This is a genomic window from Enterococcus sp. BSD2780061688st2 D3 (assembly GCF_005844145.1).
In the GTDB taxonomy this organism is placed as follows: Bacteria; Bacillota; Bacilli; order Lactobacillales; family Enterococcaceae; genus Enterococcus_B; species Enterococcus_B durans.
The window spans coordinates 64,137-80,385 of the sequence record NZ_SPHN01000009.1 but is presented as its reverse complement, the minus strand read 5'-3'; the positions used below and the strand labels follow the sequence as shown (position 1 = coordinate 80,385).

Here is a 16,249-nt window from a genome sequence, read left to right as displayed (position 1 = left end):
ATCAAGCGACAGCCATTATCGCCTTCGCCCACTTGTTCGTATAGAATAAACTGATGCATAAAGTCAAACAATTCCCCGAGATGATACAGATGACAGTGATCAATCCTTGGCGTTCTTGAATTGAAAAAAGGGTTTGTACCAACAGTGGATAAAAACTCAGTACCATGAACAATGAGACACCTTGTAACGAAGAGGCACAGATCATTCGAAAAAAATTTTTACCGATTTGATTGATTTCTTCATGAATAAACGTCACTAAAATTATAGGAGAAAGACTAAAGTAGAAATACAGCTCAAAAAAACGCAAAAATACAACGATTTTTGTCATGATATTTGTCAGTAGAGATAAGACTAAGGGAATGAATAACAGTAGTAAAAGCGTTAGTTTCTCAAAAAAATTCATTGCTTGTTCTTGCTCCATGATCAAGGAGAAATCAACTACTTGGTCCATCTCAGCTTGTATGCCTAGCTCACCGATCCCAACATTGATGATTGTACTAATACCAACAATCGCATGGATAAACACGGTTAAATTCCGCATCACCAATAAACTGAGCCCTAATTTTAAAAAAAGTGGTAGGAATAATTCGAATCCTCCGAATGCCGAATAATTACTATAAATTTTTTGAGCAATCTGATGGAATTCTAAAAGCAATAAAAAGCCTAAGACCGAATAGGCAATAGGCTTCACCACAATATCCATGATCAGCAAACTATAGTGATAAATATCTGGTAAGTAGGTCTCTAGATTTTGTACTAATACACTTTGGGGATCATTTGAAAAATTCAACTGTTCTGCAATCGTCTTTAAAACAAACTCGATGGCTCTATCCATGAATAATGCGTTGCTCCTCCCCTTATATCGAAATCGTTGCTATCCAAGAACCTGCTGCGAGAATCACTGCACCGCCAACAATTTGAAAGATAGCTTGTTGCATTGCTGGGCCGTTATGTTCTTTGATCGACATGCCTAGTTGGATGATCCCCCATACAGTAAGTAAACTTCCAGAAGCAAGTATTCCTTTGGAAAACAATGCCATTGCCTGTTCAAAATAGTCCATCTCACTCCCCCGTTTCCATATTTTCTTCTGTTGCAAGAACCTTTAATTGATAACTGGTCGTTACACGTTCAAAAGAGTCTCTGACACTTAAATACACGAGATACGTACCAGGTAAAGTACTATTGAATGTCCCGCTTACTTCTATTTCTGGAAGTAGCTTTTCTTCCTTGTCATGAACTGTGATCCCTGCTAATGGATCAAATACTTCACCTACAACTATTTCTCGGTCCTTTACACCTAAAAAAACAGGTGGTTCATTAATTACAGTGATCACTCCGTATGCTTTCGAAGATTTTCCATTCGTATCCGTCACCTGAAGTAAAACACGGTATTCACCTAGTTCACTGGTCTTGACTTGACTCCATGAATCTTCATCTACCTCAACAGTTAGTTTTTTTTCGGAGTCTTCACGATCTGAAACAATCACTTGTGCCAAATAAGCTTCTTTCGATAGTTGTGAAAAAACATTCACTTTCATATCTGCTTGGATGATCTCAGGTGCCTCATTTGTTATGGTGACTTCAACTATTTTTTCCACTGCCAGCTTTCCATATTGATCCTTTACGTTGCCGATTTTAAAATAATAGATGCCTTCTTTATTTGAGATGAAATTAGTTTCAACAATATTGGTTTCATTCAATGGGATGTTTCCATCTTCTGCATCCGTTACTTCCACATAATTGAAGATGTTGAATGACTCGTTGATCACCTGCTCGATTACGACAGGTGCTGAAATGATTGGTGCATCATTGACTACCCGTATTTCTACATGGGCCACATGTTGTGCACCATGTCGATCTTTCACCGTATAGATCACTTCGTACTCGCCTTCAACAGTTGTATCTAGATTTGTTTCAACGTGAATAGCGGAAGTCAGATCTCCTTCTTCGTTATCAGATGCGAAGACTCCTTTTCTTAAATCCAGTGGTTGACCTATTTTTTGAAACAAAAGTGGCTGTTCAACCGTTATTTTTGGTATGCTATTGATCATGATAGTGAATTCACTTGTCGTTACAAGTCCTTTAGAATCGGTGACTTGGATACGCACCTGTTGTTCACCAGGTATGGATGTATCCACATTGGTGTAACTGACGTTAGGAAACGGATCGCTCCCGTGAATGATCGTGAAATAGTTAGAAGGCTCAAAGAAACTATGTTGTTCGACAACGAGATAGGCCGAATGGAGGTTTAGTTTAGCTGCTTGCCACATTGTGGTGACAGAGTCATCTTTATTATTGACTCTAGATTCGAGTGGCTGAGATAGCGGATTTGATTGCTCATTAATAATACTTTCTGATTGAACAACTTTCTTTTTTTCTTTTACAAGCATCGTGGTAAAATGCTCAGTTGTATTCTCTAATTGCCGAATATCGGGCTTACTTTGCTCTGTTACTTGATCGATTGATGCAAAGTGTTCGATTACTGAAGAAACAGGATCCTGTTTTTCTTCTATCGTTTCGTTTTCCGTTGTCTCTTTTTTTGTCGTTGTTAAAACGCCAGTAATTTGCTTTTCAACAGATTGTTCTTGGTGGTGCTTTGCATTGATCATGTGACAGCTTCCTAATCCGATTAACCATCCACACAGTGTACTGATAAAAATATAATAGTTCTTTCTTGTTGTTTTTTCAGATCGACTAGCTAAGAGCAACTTTTTCATTTATTGTCTAACACCCTTTCTTGGTCTCTTGAGCAATTAATTACTTTTCTTTCGTTGACCATAGATTCGACTACTAACCAAAGCAACGAGTCCAACTCCTATGAATGTGACTATCAATGATCTAGTATCACCAGTTTTAGGTAACATCGGTTGTTCTTTTTTAGGCTCTTTTACTTTTTTCATTTGGATTGTTTGCTCTTTGTTTGTCAAATCATCTTCACGAGCCACCTCATTCTTTTTTTCCTCTTCATAGTAAAAGATGTGGGTCGCTGTCAGCTGCTCCCCATCCTTCAATGCATTTGCTTTTAATTCAAGAAGTACTTCAAAGGTATCTTCTTTACTTTGCGCTGTGTAGGTAGATACATTTTCACTGATGACTTGACCATTTTTAGTATTTTTATATCGTGTGACCACTGTATACATATGACCGATCTCAAGCCCTTCTCCTTTTATCCAGACCATATCTTTCAAACGATTGGTTACTGTTGGATCGATTTCCTTTTTGCCATACGCATCAGTAAATAAGGAAGAAACCACTAATTCTTCACGCTCATTATAGGCTTCTAGAACGATCCATTCGCCATCTTTTTCTACAGTGATCGAAAAATCTAATGCCGCTTCTAAGGGGAGATACCCTTCAAGGGGTTCTGATTCTATAAATTTATACTTTCCATAAGGCAATGATTCTACTTCTATTTTTCCATCTTTATCTGTGGCATACTCACCCATCAATATTTCTTTCGTTTCCTCATCCTGCTCGATTTTATACAATTCAAATAGGACATTTTTTAAGGGGCGGTCATTTAATCGGTCACGTTTGATCACTCTGATAGGTTGACGTGCTAGTCGATTCGGTACCTCTAATCGAATGAGTGGATTCGTCTCATTTTCAGTGATACTGAAAATGATGGGGTTCTCTAATGGTAGATATCCTTCTGGTGCCTTGATTTCATGAAGTTCGTAACGTTCATTTCCCCATGGTAAACTGTCAGTTGTCAGAACTTCTCCTTTTATATTCGTTTCAAAAATGGTTGTACTTTCAGTATCATTTGGTTTTTGCATAGAGACAAATGCCCCTTTACCATCATCTGCCCAAGTATCGAAGATTTTAAATTGCGCACCTGCATACGGAATCGCTTCTCCTGTATCCTCATCTACTTTGATGATATGTAACCGGGATTCAATGATTTTATCTTCTAAAAAGAAAAAATGTGTATAGCCATCTTCTGTAACAACTACCTCAAATGGTTCAATCAACAAATAACCATCTACCCCCTTTGTTTCTTCGACGATATAGCGATCGTAAGGGAGAGCCTCAAACTTAAAATACCCATTTTCTTGCGTCGTTTCCACATACTTCTTTCCTGTTGTTTGGGACGTTGCGGTTAATTCCACACCTGCCAGTGGTGGCTTGATCCCACGATCTTCTGTCAACAATTGATGTAAATTTTCCAGAACCGTACGTGGTATCAACGGACGAGATCCAAATTTATAGCCTTCGATATGCCCTTTGATGACACGATTTTTCACCGTTTTGCTATGGATAGCGACTGTTTCATTTTGCCCAGCATACGTGAGGTGTACGGTATACTTTGTGGGATCAAGAGTATAGCCTTTAGGAGCTTCGATTTCTTGTAGTGTATACGTACCTAGTTTCAACGCTTTTATTTGCCCTTGGACGATTCCTTCCGTTTCTTCCATTGTTATTTGCCCCACAGTTTCTCCTTGGCCATTTGTTAATTCATAAACAGCGCCAATAAGCTGTGCCGCTCCTTGTGGGGTATTGCCAGTTTCTTCATCTTCTTTGATCACTCGTAGATTTGCTAGTTGCTCTTGGTTATCCTTGATGATAGTCGTTGTTTCATTTGCTTTGATCGTCATTGTGTGTGGTGTCGTATCCAAAATGTACCCATCTGGCGCTTTGATTTCTTGTATCGTCACTTTTGTATCTACTAACAACTCATTCCAAGTAGCGTAGCCATCGGCATTGGTCATGATTTCTTGTACTTGACCAGTTGAAGTCGCAAAACGAAAAACGGCACCTGCCAGTGGTTGCTTCGTAGTTTCATCTACTTTGCGAACACGGGCATTGCCGTTTTTCGTGACATTTACAGTTAAACTTGTCTTCGTTAAATCATTTATTCTTCCTACCATCATATTTTGCGTATAAGGATGCTGGTAAATCAGTGGTACTCCACGGTAACTACTAGCAATGGCATAGTGAAAATCGATATTTCCGGATTTGTTTGCTTCCTTGGTCGCTGTGACCGTCAACTGATTTCCTTGCTTGTTTACCATAAGTCCTGGGGCTATAGCAGAAGGAGAGGATTCATAATTACTAAAAGACCCCGTCGTATCTAAAATCGTCTTGCTTTCGCCGACTTTCAATTCAACTATTTGGCGATCAAAACTTGGTTTGACAAAAAATTTATTGACGTTTGTCATCACACTTGCTTTAAATGTTTGATAGTCTGCCATCGTAAATACTCCCGAAATACTGGTCGGATAAATTCCTTGCTGTTCCCAAGCTAAAATTTGAGTCATCAATTCTTTTTGGAGTGTATGTCCAGTGACGATGATCCCATAATAGGTGATCAAGGAGATTTTCTTCAGTTGTTCAGTATTTTGCGGGGATGCTGTGTATCCCCCATTATTTCCTATACTAAGTGCTGCTCCTTGCTCGATGCATAGTGCAATCTCGCCATTTACTCGTTTCCCATACCAGCCATACTCGCGACCGCCATTGGATAAGTAAATATCGATATTTGCAATGTGTGCATTGGGATCTACATGTATGATTTGATTATCCCGAGTGTCTATTCTTCCGAACTTATCGTGAATCGAAGAGTGGATATAGTTGGAAGGAACTGTCGTATACAGTTTACCGTTTTCTTGTTGCATCAATTGGTTTTCCAGCAAAAAAGTTGTTTGCTGTTCTTTTTCATCCGTCATTTTTTCTAACGCTATAATTGAGGAACTTCCGAGAATGGAAGGGATCAGTAAACTAATCAGAATAAGCAATCGGAAACAAAACTGTCTATTTTTCTTCATTGAATCACTCCCGTTATCATTGATAGGTCTGTTTTATAAATTAGGTTCCTTTAACTTGTGAAATTGCACTCTCACTTAACGAACTAGTCGGATCACATAGCCTTTTTTACACCGTTCATAGCGTAAGATCCCACTTTTTTGGACTTGATTGATCAGCTTTGCTTTACTGCCCGTTGACCAACCTTCTTTATGAACAGATCGTTCATACTCAGATAAACTGATGGTCTTTCTTTTACCACTACGCATGAATGCTATCAACTGCTGTATTTCAGTCATATTCAACTTCCTTTTCAGCATTTTGGCATAGACACTTTTTGGATAAATGCCAACCTGACTATTTTAGGGAATAGACAACCTGTGACACGAATAAACCTTGAGAAAAACAAACGTAAGAAATCCTTCTTCAAACAAATAGCTATCACTAGCAATTATTTGCTCCATTTTCATCAAACATTTATAAGGACACATGATCTGCCAGTTTACCATCACTGACAGTACTGCCTTTTTAGTGAGCACCAACATGGATTGACAGTCAATCATCCACATCTCATCGTATCCGATACGAATGATGCTCTTTTTATGCAATTTTCAAAGAACAGACTAGGAATCGGAATCACCAAGATTTCACTTTAAGCGGTCTCTCTGTGTACTGCAATGCTTGTGTCGGATTCATTCTTTTGGCAAAAATCATCCCTCCTGAAGACACGGCTGTTTTGATGTGCCGATAAAGTTTATAATCCGGCAGCTCCTGTTTTGTTTCACGATCAATAAAGTAACCATTACCTAAATTGGCCCAAGTAGAACCATTAAATAAACGGACAGTTAACGCTTTACTTCGAATGGCTTTTTTCGAACAGATCCTTAACACATATATCCCTCCTCACTCTATAGTTACGAATTAATTGAGATTCTTCCAAAAAAAAAAGAAAGAGTGCACATCGCTTTGAACAAGCAATGTGCACTCTTCCTTCTTTTTTAATATGAATTTCTTTCTTCGATCAAATCAATACAGTAATAGTAGCTGCTGCTAAAATCAACACGAGACCAATAACTGTAATTGTCATTTCTTTTTTCGTTTTCTTTTGTCCTAAGAACCAAATACCCGTTAAAGTAGCTAATACAACAGATGTTTGTGATAGAATAAAGCCAGTAGCTAAACCATTCATATCAGGTTGTGCAGAGATAAGATAAGTCAATGCAGCAAAGGCAAAGAAGAAACCAGAAAAGATATGTTTATAAGAAACTACTTCAGTAAACGCTGATTTTTCGTTCCCTTTGAAACTTAAAACTGCTGTGTAGACTACTGCGACTAGCACCATTCCGATTGCTTGTGGTAAGAAGGCATGCATCCCGTCAATCGAAGTTGCTTGAGGTGCAGCTGAGTAAGCCCAATAACCAATTTCCCCTACAGCTAACAATAGAACTGCTTTTTTCAACAAATTGCTGTTTTCTTTATCTTTCTTTTCTGACCATACTGTCATCCAAGCACCTAAAATAATCAATACTAAAGCAAATGCACCAAGTAATTTTGCTGTAGTACCTGGCCAGTTACCTAACGCAAACACACCCCATAAAGATGCACCTAGCAATTGAAAGGCGGTTGTGATCGGCATTGCACGAGAAGAACCAATCAATGTGAATGACTGGAAGGTGATGATTTGTGCCGTTGCCCAACCGACACCTGATAAGATCGAAAAGACTAAATCCATTCCTGTAGGTAAGCCGATTCCTTTTATTACTGCAAAAACGATTGCAAAAATCAGTGTTCCTATAGTAGAGCCTAAAATTTGGTTGACTGGACGACCGCCAAGTTTAGAAGCAATCGTCGGGTATAACCCCCAACCTAACAGAGGTCCTAATCCAATTAAAAGTGCTGTCGCATTCATTCTATATCCTCCTTATTTGTTTTAAAATACAACGCCGCTTTCAAGAATGATATTCGCGTATGGTGTCATTTCCCCTGTGCGAATAAATGCATGGCAATTATTTAGATCTGCCTTCATTTCACTATGCGGAATAAACGTAATCGGCGTTTCTGGTAATCGTTCTTTGATTTCTGATAATACTTGAGGGTTTTCTGATTTGATTTCTTCTGCCAAGTAAATGCGCTGAACTTCTAATTCTTCTAAAACATTATTCAGTACTTGCATAAAACTTGGAATACCATTATCCACAGCTAGATCGATTTTTTCAGTAGTCATTGGTACAGGCATTCCTGCATCACCAATGCTCAATTTATCAAAATGACCCATTTGTGCGATAACTCGAGAAATATCTGAATTGATTACTTTTGACTTTTTCATACTAAAAACATCCTTTCTTTAATCCAATTCATTTTTATAAGGAATCGATGGTTGTGCGCCAAAACGTTGAACAGTAAGTGAAGAAGCTTTATTTCCATAACGAATTGCTTCTTCCAAATTACTAAAATCTTTTGCCAATAGACTACTCATTGCACCAATGAATGTATCACCAGCTGCCGTTGTATCTACGGCGTTTACTTTAAACGCTTTAACGATACCATTTTTTCCATCTTTTAGCGCGTAAAAAGCTCCTTTGCTTCCAATCGTGATAATCACGACTTCTATTCCTAACGCATGAAGTTTGGATGCTGCTTCTTGTAGACTTGCTTCGTCGCTGATCGTCACACCAGTTAAAATCTCTGTTTCTGTTTCATTCGGTATGATCATATCTGTTACTTTTAGTAATTCTTCTGGTACATTTTCTAATGCCGGTGCTGGATTCAAAATCGTTTTGACTCCTGCCTTCTTCGCAATCTTGAAAGCTTCAATCGTGCTTTCTATAGCGCTTTCAAATTGAGCAATGATAAAATCGCTCTTTTCGATGATTGCTTGGCTTTTTCTAACTTGTTCTGGGGTAAACGCGTTGTTTGCGCCTGCATGGATCATGATACTATTTTCACCTTGATCGTCAACGATGATATAGGCTTGACCAGTCGCTTGGTTTTCTAATGTAGCCACACCAGTTAAATCGATTTCTTCTTGGCTTAATAGCTCACTCATTGTTTTTCCAGCTTCATCCGTTCCCACTGCTCCAATAAAATAAGTATCTGCTTCAGAACGTCTAGCGGCTACAGCTTGATTTGCTCCTTTTCCTCCACCTGCTGAAAAAGTTTCTCTTGTATGGATCGTTTCTCCAGGTTTAGGCATATGTTTTACTCGAATCGTACGGTCTAGATTGATACTACCGATAACTGTTACAGTGTTCATTTCCACCACTCCATTTACATTATAAATTAGTTGAAACACTCTTTTAACAACAATTAAAACGTTTTAACTTTACAAAAAGAATATACCACAGATTGAAAGTGATTTCAAGAACTCTGCTACTAAGTGTAATTTTTCGTAATTTTCTGACATAAACATACGATGAAAAGAGCGTGAGGCAAAAGTAGGGAATACTTTTGCTTCACGCTCTAACAAGAATAAACAGTGGGCGCAGAAACAACACTTACGAGAAATAAACTGAAATTCACAAAAAGTTGAAAGCCTGTGAATCTCTACTGATTTCTCGGAGTGAAATATCTCTGGTCCGACCACTTGCTTCTATACGGTTTTTTCAAAGAAAAGAACATTTTTATCACTGTTACTTTTGCACGAATTATTTCCCTGGTTCAGAGGCAATGATTGTTAGTTCTCCTTGAACAGTCCATTCGTTGATCTCGTTCGGTAGAATGAAGCTTGTTCCTTTTTCTAACAGGTATGTCTGATTATCCACGATCAATTCCCCAGCGCCATCGATTACTGTCGCCAATGTATAAGGTGCTTGTTTTTTGAAAGAAGTGATCCCTTTGATATCCCATTCATACACATTGAAAAACTCAGTTTCTAAGTAAGTAACAATAGAAGATTGTCCTTTTCGAACTTCTTTGATTTGTAATTCTGGTGTTTTTGCAGGTACAGTAGTCACATCGATCGATTGTTGGATGTGTAGCTCCCGTTTCTGACCGCTTGCATCTTTTCTATCATAGTCATACACACGATAAGTCGTGTCTGAACTTTGTTGTGTTTCTAAAATCATGATTCCTTTGCCGATTGCATGGATCGTTCCACTAGGAACATAGAAAAAGTCACCTTTTTTGACGGGAACTTTTTTCAACAAATCGTCCCAGCGGCCTTCTTTGATCATTTCAGCCAATTCTTCTCTGGTCTTCGCATGATGCCCATAAATGATCTCAGCACCTGGCTCAGCATCTATGATGTACCAGCATTCTGTTTTTCCTAGTTCTCCTTCATGTTTCATTCCATAGGCATCATCTGGATGGACTTGTACAGAAAGTTCATCTTCAGCATCCAATATTTTGATTAACAATGGGAAAACTGGTTCCGTTGGATGACCAAATAACTCCTTATGTTCTTTCCATAGATCATCTAATTTTTGACCTTTGAATTCGCCATTTTCTACAACGCTAACGCCATGTGGATGTGCGCTGATTGCCCAATCTTCCCCGATTTTGTCATTAGGGATATCAAAACCAAATACGGATTTCAGCCGGCTACCTCCCCAGATTTTTTCTTGAAAGACTGGTTTTAAAAACATAGGTTCTTGCATCATTCTAACTCCTCTCGATTTTCATGATTATTATAGCATTATTTGTTTAATAACGCTTTCTCTTTCAAAAAATTTTCAACGATCTCATCGCGACATTCAATATACGCCTCACGATGGTCTTCTGGATGGACACGATTGGATAAAAAGATGAACGCTGTTTGATCGATCAAGTCAATCAATAAAAATGTACCCGTATAACCAGTATGAAAGAGAATTGGATGATGATCGGTCACATCTCTTTTCAAATCCCATCCCAATGATCGATCTCCATTTTGAAGTGGTGTTTGATCTTGCAAAAGCTCTTGGATCGTTCTTTCTTCTAAAAACTGACCATTCGCAGTTTTCCCTTTATCCAGATACATTTTGACAAATTTGATGCTATCTTCTAAATCGATAAATAAACCCGCATTGCCTGCATGTTCTGCTAAGACCCTTGCTTTTGGGTCATGTGTGATCCCCCGCAAGACTTCTCCTGATGCCAATTGTTGCGTTGGTACGATTCGTTTGGTTGGATAGGGTAAAAAGAGGCTATTCATCATCCCTAATGGTTCCAACACTTGTTCTTGGAACAATTCTGTTGCTGGTTCTTGAAAAATCTCTTCCAACATGAACCCTAACAAGATCGTGCCTGCATCAGTGTATTTCACAGCCTTTCCTAACTGATCTCCTGGTTGAAGTTTAAGGTAAGCAGCAATCAACTCTTCTTGTGAAAGTTGATCACGATCAGGAATCCACGTTTGGATATCAGACGTATGGGTCAATAAGTGCCGAATCGTGATCGTTTGATTGTCAAAAGCTGGTAAATAATCTGCAAGCGGACGATCCAACTCAATTTTTCCATCTTCCCACAAACGCAAGACCAAACTAGTTGTCGCAATCACTTTTGTCAAAGATGCTGCATCAAAAAGCAAGTCTTCTTCCATAGGCTGGATCTCCGGGACAACCTGAGCGTTTCCAGCAAAGAAACGTTCAACTTCATCTTTTCGGATGAATGCGCCAACGACACCAGGATAATAGCCTTCTTCTAATTTTTTTAAAATCAATTGTTTTGTTTCTGGATACATGTTCCTCTCCCTTTCTTTCGAAGGATACTCTTTCGTTCCATGCCCAAAGCATATAGCTTTCTTTCAGGAGAAGCAAGATTTTTCCAATATTTTAGACTTTTCTGCTAAAACTAAGGATGAAAAATATAAATAAAAAACTCCTACGTATGACATATCAATACGCTAGGAGCAACTTTCACACGCTAATTTATTTTTTTTCTTCTTTAGAATCTGTCACAAACCACCATTCGATTCCTATAGCATCATAGATAGTCAATACTGTATGCTTTTTATCTAAGAAGAAATCAACTGAATATTCTTTTAAATGTTGGACAAGTTCTTCCATATTCTCTTGGCTGATCACAAACTTCAAAAAGTCTAAGCCAATCACTTCGTGGGTCGGAAGTTGGATTGCTTCACTCGTTGCTTCAGTCAGACCAACATGGAAGTCCCCTTCATTTAAAACATACCATTCGTTTTTTTCGTTATGGACTTTTAAACCAAGCAAGTTTTCAAGAAACTTACGTTCTTTGACACTATCGATTACGTTTAAGTGGATTTTTTCAAAATAAGAGCCTGCTGATAATTTTTCGTACTTTTCTTCAGATTTTCGCAACAAAGATTCTTGATCCAAATTTTCTGGATCTGCAGACTTCTCTACTGTTCCATCTTCGTGATAGATCTCTAATTCATTACCTTCTGGATCTTTTAATAAGATACCCATACGGCCTTGGTCTTCTAATGCTTTTTCAATTACGTAATCCGTCTTGCGGATACGGCATAGAATATCTGCCATTTCTTCTACGCTTGGAATAATCAATGAGAAGCGGTTGAGCTTTTTGATCTCCCCGAAGTGATCATCTGCTCTGGGGCTTTCTTCAAGCAATAGCATTTCACTGTCACGCTCTTCCGTTCCTAGAATAGCTAGTTCGTTTTCTTCCCGTTTCAAATCAAAGCCAATTGTATTCTTATAAAAATCAATCATTTTATCTCGGTCTTTCACCCGGATTGCCACGCTTTTCAAATAGGTAGCAGACCCCAATTTAAAATCTTTCATCATTCTTGCTCCCCTCTACGTCAAGCTTTATTTTAACGATGGTTCCCATTTCTTTCAAGCGATAAATAGATTTTTATAAAAAAAAATGTGAGAATTCTCGCTTTTTCATATAATTTTAATAAAATAGTGAAAAAACGATAGTTATAAAAAATAAAACGCACGAAACAATCTATGTCTCGTGCGTTAATTTTCATTTTATGAAGCTTCTTCCTCTGAAAATTGACTGTTATACAAATCAGCATAAAATCCATCTTTTTCCATCAAAGTATCATGATTACCTGTTTCAACGATCGAACCATGATTCATAACAATGATGTTATCTGCATCACGAATCGTTGACAGACGATGAGCTACCACAAAACTTGTTCGGTTTTCTAATAAACGATTCATCGCTTTTTGAATCAAGATCTCAGTTCGTGTATCTACACTAGAGGTAGCTTCATCTAGGATCAAGACATCTGGATTAGCAAGGAATGCTCGCGCAATCGTAATCAATTGTCTTTGACCTTGAGAAATGTTGCTGGCATCTTCATTTAATACTGTATTATAGCCTTCAGGTAACTTGCGAACAAAGTCATCGACATGGGCTGCCTTAGCTGCTTCGATTACTTGCTCATCCGTTGCATCTTCGTTCCCATACTTGATATTGTCATAGATCGTCCCTGTGAATAACCAAGTATCTTGAAGTACCATGGAGAACTGTGCACGTAAGACATCTCGTGAAAGATCTCTCGTGTCAACACCATCGTAACGAATACTTCCGCCCGAAACATCATAGAATCGTTCTAACAGGTTGATCAAGGTGGTTTTCCCTGCCCCTGTAGGTCCTACGATAGCAACCATTTCTCCCGGTTTTACATCTAAACTGAAATCAGTCATCAATAAACTATCTGGAGAATAGCCAAATTGAACATTTTCAAAACGTACTTTGTAAGGTGTATCTTTTTCTACTGGCAATCCTGATTTTTCCTCTGTCATCTCTGCTTCATCTAAGACTTCAAAAACACGTTCTGCAGAAGCAACTGTTGATTGGATCGTGTTCATCAAACTTGCTAGCTGCGTGATTGGTTGTGAAAATTGTGTCGTATATTGCAAGAAGGCTTGAACATCACCAAGGGACATATTCCCATTCGCAACTTTGACACCCCCAAGAACAGCAACAAATACATATCCCAAGTTTTTAACAAAGTTCATCAAAGGCATGATGATTGCTGAAATGAACTGAGCTTTCCAGCCTGCCGCGTATAGTTTTTGATTTTCTTCTTCAAAGACTTCTTGGTCTTTTGCTGTATGGTTAAATGTTTTAACGATCGTATGTCCACTATACGTTTCTTCTACCTGATTATTTAAAAGTCCTAGACTCTTTTGTTGATCAGCAAAGAATATTTGTGATTTTGGCGCAATGATCATGACGATGATCAAACTTAAAGGAATCATCAATAATGCGACCAACGTTAACTGCCAACTGATAGAAAGCATCATGACGATGACCCCGATCAATGTGACGGCACTCGTTACAAATTGCGTCAAGTTTTGTTGAAGCGTACTTGCAATGTTATCCATGTCATTGATAGCTCTAGACATGATGTCCCCATTTGTATGTGTATCATAGTAAGAAATAGGTACTCGGTTCATTTTTGCTTCTAGATCATGTCGTAGTTCATACACTGTTCGTTGTGAAACTCTAGTCATGATAAATTGTTGTAAAAAGTTGAATACCGCAGAAATCAAATACATTACGATAACTGTCGCAATGATTTGTGCAATTTTATCAAAATCAATCGGAAATTTTGATATCTGTTGGCCTGCTTGCATCTGTTTAGCACCTGCCATGACACCATTGAATATTTCCGTTGTCGCTTTCCCTAATACTTTAGGTGTTTGGATTTGGAAGATTACAGCTGCAATCGCCAACACAAAAACGGCAATGATCGCAACTAAACGTTTGGACATATACCCAAATAATCGTCTAACTGTTCCCCAAAAATTCTTAGGTTTTTCTCCTTTAACGCCAATGTTGCGTCCAGGTCCATGTCCGCCACCCATTGGTCCACGAGAAGGTTTCGTATTTTCTTTACTCATGTAGATCCTCCTCTCTCAATTGCGAATGAACGATCTCTTGATACGTTTCATTTGTTTTAAGTAGTTCATCATGTGTTCCTTTACCGACTAATTTTCCTTCATCTAATACTAAGATCGTATCAGCGTCCATAACAGTACTTACACGTTGAGCAACTAATACCGTAATGCTTTGTGTCATATTTTGTTTCAATGCTTGGCGAAGATTTGCATCTGTTTTAAAGTCTAAAGCTGAAAATGAATCATCGAAGACATAGACATCTGCTGGTTTGACTAAAGCCCGTGCAATAGCCAGTCGTTGTCTTTGACCACCAGAGAAGTTCCCGCCGCCTTGTTCTACATGGCTGTCTAACCCATCTTCTAATTCTGAGACAAATTCTTTCGCTTGAGCAATTTCTAATGCTTTCCAAATCATTTCATCCGTTGCATCTGCTTTACCATATTGCATATTTTCTCTGATCGTTCCAGAAAAGAGCATCGCTTTTTGTGGAACAAAGCCCATCAATTCTCTCAAATCATGTTGCGTCACTTCACTGATGCTTGTTCCATTAATCTTGATGGCACCAGATTCAATATCATACAAACGTGGGATAAGATTGACTAAAGTCGTTTTCCCTGAACCAGTACCTCCAATGATTGCAACGATCTCCCCAGATTTGGCAGAAAAATCAATATCTTCTAAGGCTAATTTCTCCGCCCCATGATAGCGATAATTGACATGCTCAAAAGCAAGTGTGGCGTTTTTTCCTGCAAGAGCCAATTTTTTAGGATCTTTAGGGTCATTGATCCCTACTTCTTCATCTAGTACTTCATTGATACGATCAGCAGATGCTTGTGCTCTAGGCACCATGATAAAAATTGCTGACAGCATCATGAAGCTAATCAAAATCTGCATCGCATATGTCATGAATGCAATTAGGTTCCCTACTTCTAAAGTCATATCTGCTATGTAGTGACCACCAAACCAGGTAATTGCTACATTTGTTCCACTCATGATCAATGTCATCATCGGCATCATCAATGCAACGATCGTATTTACTTTAATCGCTGTATTCGTATAATCTTTATTCGCTAAATCAAAACGATTTTCTTCAAATCGTGTTTTATCAAAGGCACGAATAACACGCACGCCTGTCAGTCCTTCACGAAATACCAAGTTCAAGCGGTCTGTCTTTTTCTGCATACTCTTGAACAATGGAACAGCAAAAAACATGATCCCACCAATCAAAACGATCATGACAGGGATAACAACTAAGAAAATTTTCGTTAATTCATGGTCTTTTTGATAAGCTAAGAAACTTGCACCCACCAATGTAATCGGTGCATTGATCATCATTCTTAGAAACATTTGCGTAACCATTTGGATCTGGGTCACATCATTGGTTGTTCGTGTAATCAAAGAAGCTGTTCCATATTTATCAAAGGCGTCTTTGGTCAAGCTTTCTGATTTTTTATAGACATCTGTACGTAATTGTTTTCCTAATTTCTGTGATTCTCGTGTTGCAAAATAGGTATTTGCAATTGCCGCAAAAATACTGATCAAAGAAAAGCCGATCATAACAAAACCAGTCTGCCAGATATAATCGACATCTCCTTTTGCTACCCCTTTATCAATAATATTAGAGGTCAGTGTCGGCAAGTAAAGATCTGCGAAGACTTGGATAACCATAAATATCGTAGCAGCAATTGCCGAAGTCAATGATATCCGTTTAAAAACTTTTAGCATGTA

General features: G+C 38.4%; 14 protein-coding genes. All 14 read right to left on the bottom strand.

The window, feature by feature from the left end; translation table 11 throughout:
- Position 1: 1 nt before the first annotated feature.
- The 14 genes from FGQ66_RS08860 to FGQ66_RS08790 all read right to left on the bottom strand — a co-directional run bounded on the left by FGQ66_RS08860 (position 2) and on the right by FGQ66_RS08790 (position 16,246).
- Entirely contained in the window at positions 2-835 is an 834-nt protein-coding gene (locus FGQ66_RS08860) for a VirB6/TrbL-like conjugal transfer protein, CD1112 family (protein WP_138302228.1), read from the bottom strand.
- A 22-nt stretch (positions 836-857) separates the two neighbouring features.
- Positions 858-1,061, bottom strand: a complete 204-nt coding sequence (locus tag FGQ66_RS08855; protein ID WP_005879285.1) for a hypothetical protein — start codon at positions 1,059-1,061, stop codon at positions 858-860.
- A gap of 1 nt (position 1,062) precedes the next feature.
- Positions 1,063-2,610 (bottom strand): immunoglobulin-like domain-containing protein, encoded by a 1,548-nt coding sequence (locus FGQ66_RS08850; protein ID WP_138302227.1) that lies wholly within the window; start codon positions 2,608-2,610, stop codon positions 1,063-1,065.
- A gap of 144 nt (positions 2,611-2,754) precedes the next feature.
- The gene (locus FGQ66_RS15200; protein ID WP_171024589.1) at positions 2,755-5,769 is read right to left on the bottom strand and encodes an LPXTG cell wall anchor domain-containing protein; all 3,015 of its coding nucleotides are present in this window, start codon (positions 5,767-5,769) and stop codon (positions 2,755-2,757) included.
- A 75-nt stretch (positions 5,770-5,844) separates the two neighbouring features.
- Positions 5,845-6,045 carry a hypothetical protein gene (locus FGQ66_RS08835; RefSeq protein WP_005879291.1) on the bottom strand — a complete coding sequence of 67 codons (201 nt, stop codon included), beginning with the start codon at positions 6,043-6,045 and terminating at the stop codon, positions 5,845-5,847.
- A 337-nt stretch (positions 6,046-6,382) separates the two neighbouring features.
- Complete coding sequence (locus FGQ66_RS08830; RefSeq protein ID WP_005879293.1) at positions 6,383-6,637, bottom strand: hypothetical protein; 255 nt, start codon at positions 6,635-6,637, stop codon at positions 6,383-6,385.
- 130 nt (positions 6,638-6,767) lie between these two features.
- Positions 6,768-7,655 carry a ribose/proton symporter RbsU gene (gene rbsU / locus FGQ66_RS08825; protein ID WP_081134574.1) on the bottom strand — a complete coding sequence of 296 codons (888 nt, stop codon included), beginning with the start codon at positions 7,653-7,655 and terminating at the stop codon, positions 6,768-6,770.
- Positions 7,656-7,676: 21 nt separating this feature from the next.
- Complete coding sequence (rbsD, locus tag FGQ66_RS08820; RefSeq protein ID WP_005879297.1) at positions 7,677-8,072, bottom strand: D-ribose pyranase; 396 nt, start codon at positions 8,070-8,072, stop codon at positions 7,677-7,679.
- 18 nt (positions 8,073-8,090) lie between these two features.
- Positions 8,091-8,999: a ribokinase gene (gene rbsK, locus FGQ66_RS08815; protein ID WP_081134575.1), complete on the bottom strand. Its 909-nt coding sequence runs from the start codon at positions 8,997-8,999 to the stop codon at positions 8,091-8,093.
- A 391-nt stretch (positions 9,000-9,390) separates the two neighbouring features.
- On the bottom strand, positions 9,391-10,341 hold the full coding sequence (manA, locus tag FGQ66_RS08810; RefSeq protein WP_081134576.1) for a mannose-6-phosphate isomerase, class I: 951 nt from the start codon (positions 10,339-10,341) through the stop codon (positions 9,391-9,393).
- 38 nt (positions 10,342-10,379) lie between these two features.
- Complete coding sequence (locus tag FGQ66_RS08805; protein WP_113845290.1) at positions 10,380-11,405, bottom strand: serine hydrolase domain-containing protein; 1,026 nt, start codon at positions 11,403-11,405, stop codon at positions 10,380-10,382.
- Between the two features lie 187 nt (positions 11,406-11,592).
- Positions 11,593-12,441, bottom strand: a complete 849-nt coding sequence (locus FGQ66_RS08800) for a VOC family protein (RefSeq protein ID WP_138302226.1) — start codon at positions 12,439-12,441, stop codon at positions 11,593-11,595.
- Between the two features lie 195 nt (positions 12,442-12,636).
- Positions 12,637-14,523, bottom strand: a complete 1,887-nt coding sequence (locus FGQ66_RS08795) for an ABC transporter ATP-binding protein (RefSeq protein ID WP_005879308.1) — start codon at positions 14,521-14,523, stop codon at positions 12,637-12,639.
- Positions 14,516-16,246 carry an ABC transporter ATP-binding protein gene (locus tag FGQ66_RS08790; protein ID WP_138302225.1) on the bottom strand — a complete coding sequence of 577 codons (1,731 nt, stop codon included), beginning with the start codon at positions 16,244-16,246 and terminating at the stop codon, positions 14,516-14,518. The genes FGQ66_RS08795 and FGQ66_RS08790 overlap by 8 nt, the downstream gene beginning before the upstream one ends.
- Positions 16,247-16,249 lie beyond the last annotated feature (3 nt).

Bases quoted from the DNA above. Each gene is read 5' to 3' on its own strand.
- FGQ66_RS08835 (WP_005879291.1), bottom strand. From the start codon at position 6,045: ATGACTGAAATACAGCAGTTGATAGCATTCATGCGTAGTGGTAAAAGA.
- manA (WP_081134576.1), bottom strand. From the start codon at position 10,341: ATGCAAGAACCTATGTTTTTAAAACCAGTCTTTCAAGAAAAAATCTGG.
- FGQ66_RS08795 (WP_005879308.1), bottom strand. From the start codon at position 14,523: ATGAGTAAAGAAAATACGAAACCTTCTCGTGGACCAATGGGTGGCGGA.
- FGQ66_RS08805 (WP_113845290.1), bottom strand. From the start codon at position 11,405: ATGTATCCAGAAACAAAACAATTGATTTTAAAAAAATTAGAAGAAGGC.
- rbsD (WP_005879297.1), bottom strand. From the start codon at position 8,072: ATGAAAAAGTCAAAAGTAATCAATTCAGATATTTCTCGAGTTATCGCA.
- FGQ66_RS08800 (WP_138302226.1), bottom strand. From the start codon at position 12,441: ATGAAAGATTTTAAATTGGGGTCTGCTACCTATTTGAAAAGCGTGGCA.
- FGQ66_RS08790 (WP_138302225.1), bottom strand. From the start codon at position 16,246: ATGCTAAAAGTTTTTAAACGGATATCATTGACTTCGGCAATTGCTGCT.
- FGQ66_RS08855 (WP_005879285.1), bottom strand. From the start codon at position 1,061: ATGGACTATTTTGAACAGGCAATGGCATTGTTTTCCAAAGGAATACTT.
- rbsK (WP_081134575.1), bottom strand. From the start codon at position 8,999: ATGAACACTGTAACAGTTATCGGTAGTATCAATCTAGACCGTACGATT.
- FGQ66_RS08860 (WP_138302228.1), bottom strand. From the start codon at position 835: ATGGATAGAGCCATCGAGTTTGTTTTAAAGACGATTGCAGAACAGTTG.
- FGQ66_RS08850 (WP_138302227.1), bottom strand. From the start codon at position 2,610: ATGATCAATGCAAAGCACCACCAAGAACAATCTGTTGAAAAGCAAATT.
- FGQ66_RS15200 (WP_171024589.1), bottom strand. From the start codon at position 5,769: ATGAAGAAAAATAGACAGTTTTGTTTCCGATTGCTTATTCTGATTAGT.
- rbsU (WP_081134574.1), bottom strand. From the start codon at position 7,655: ATGAATGCGACAGCACTTTTAATTGGATTAGGACCTCTGTTAGGTTGG.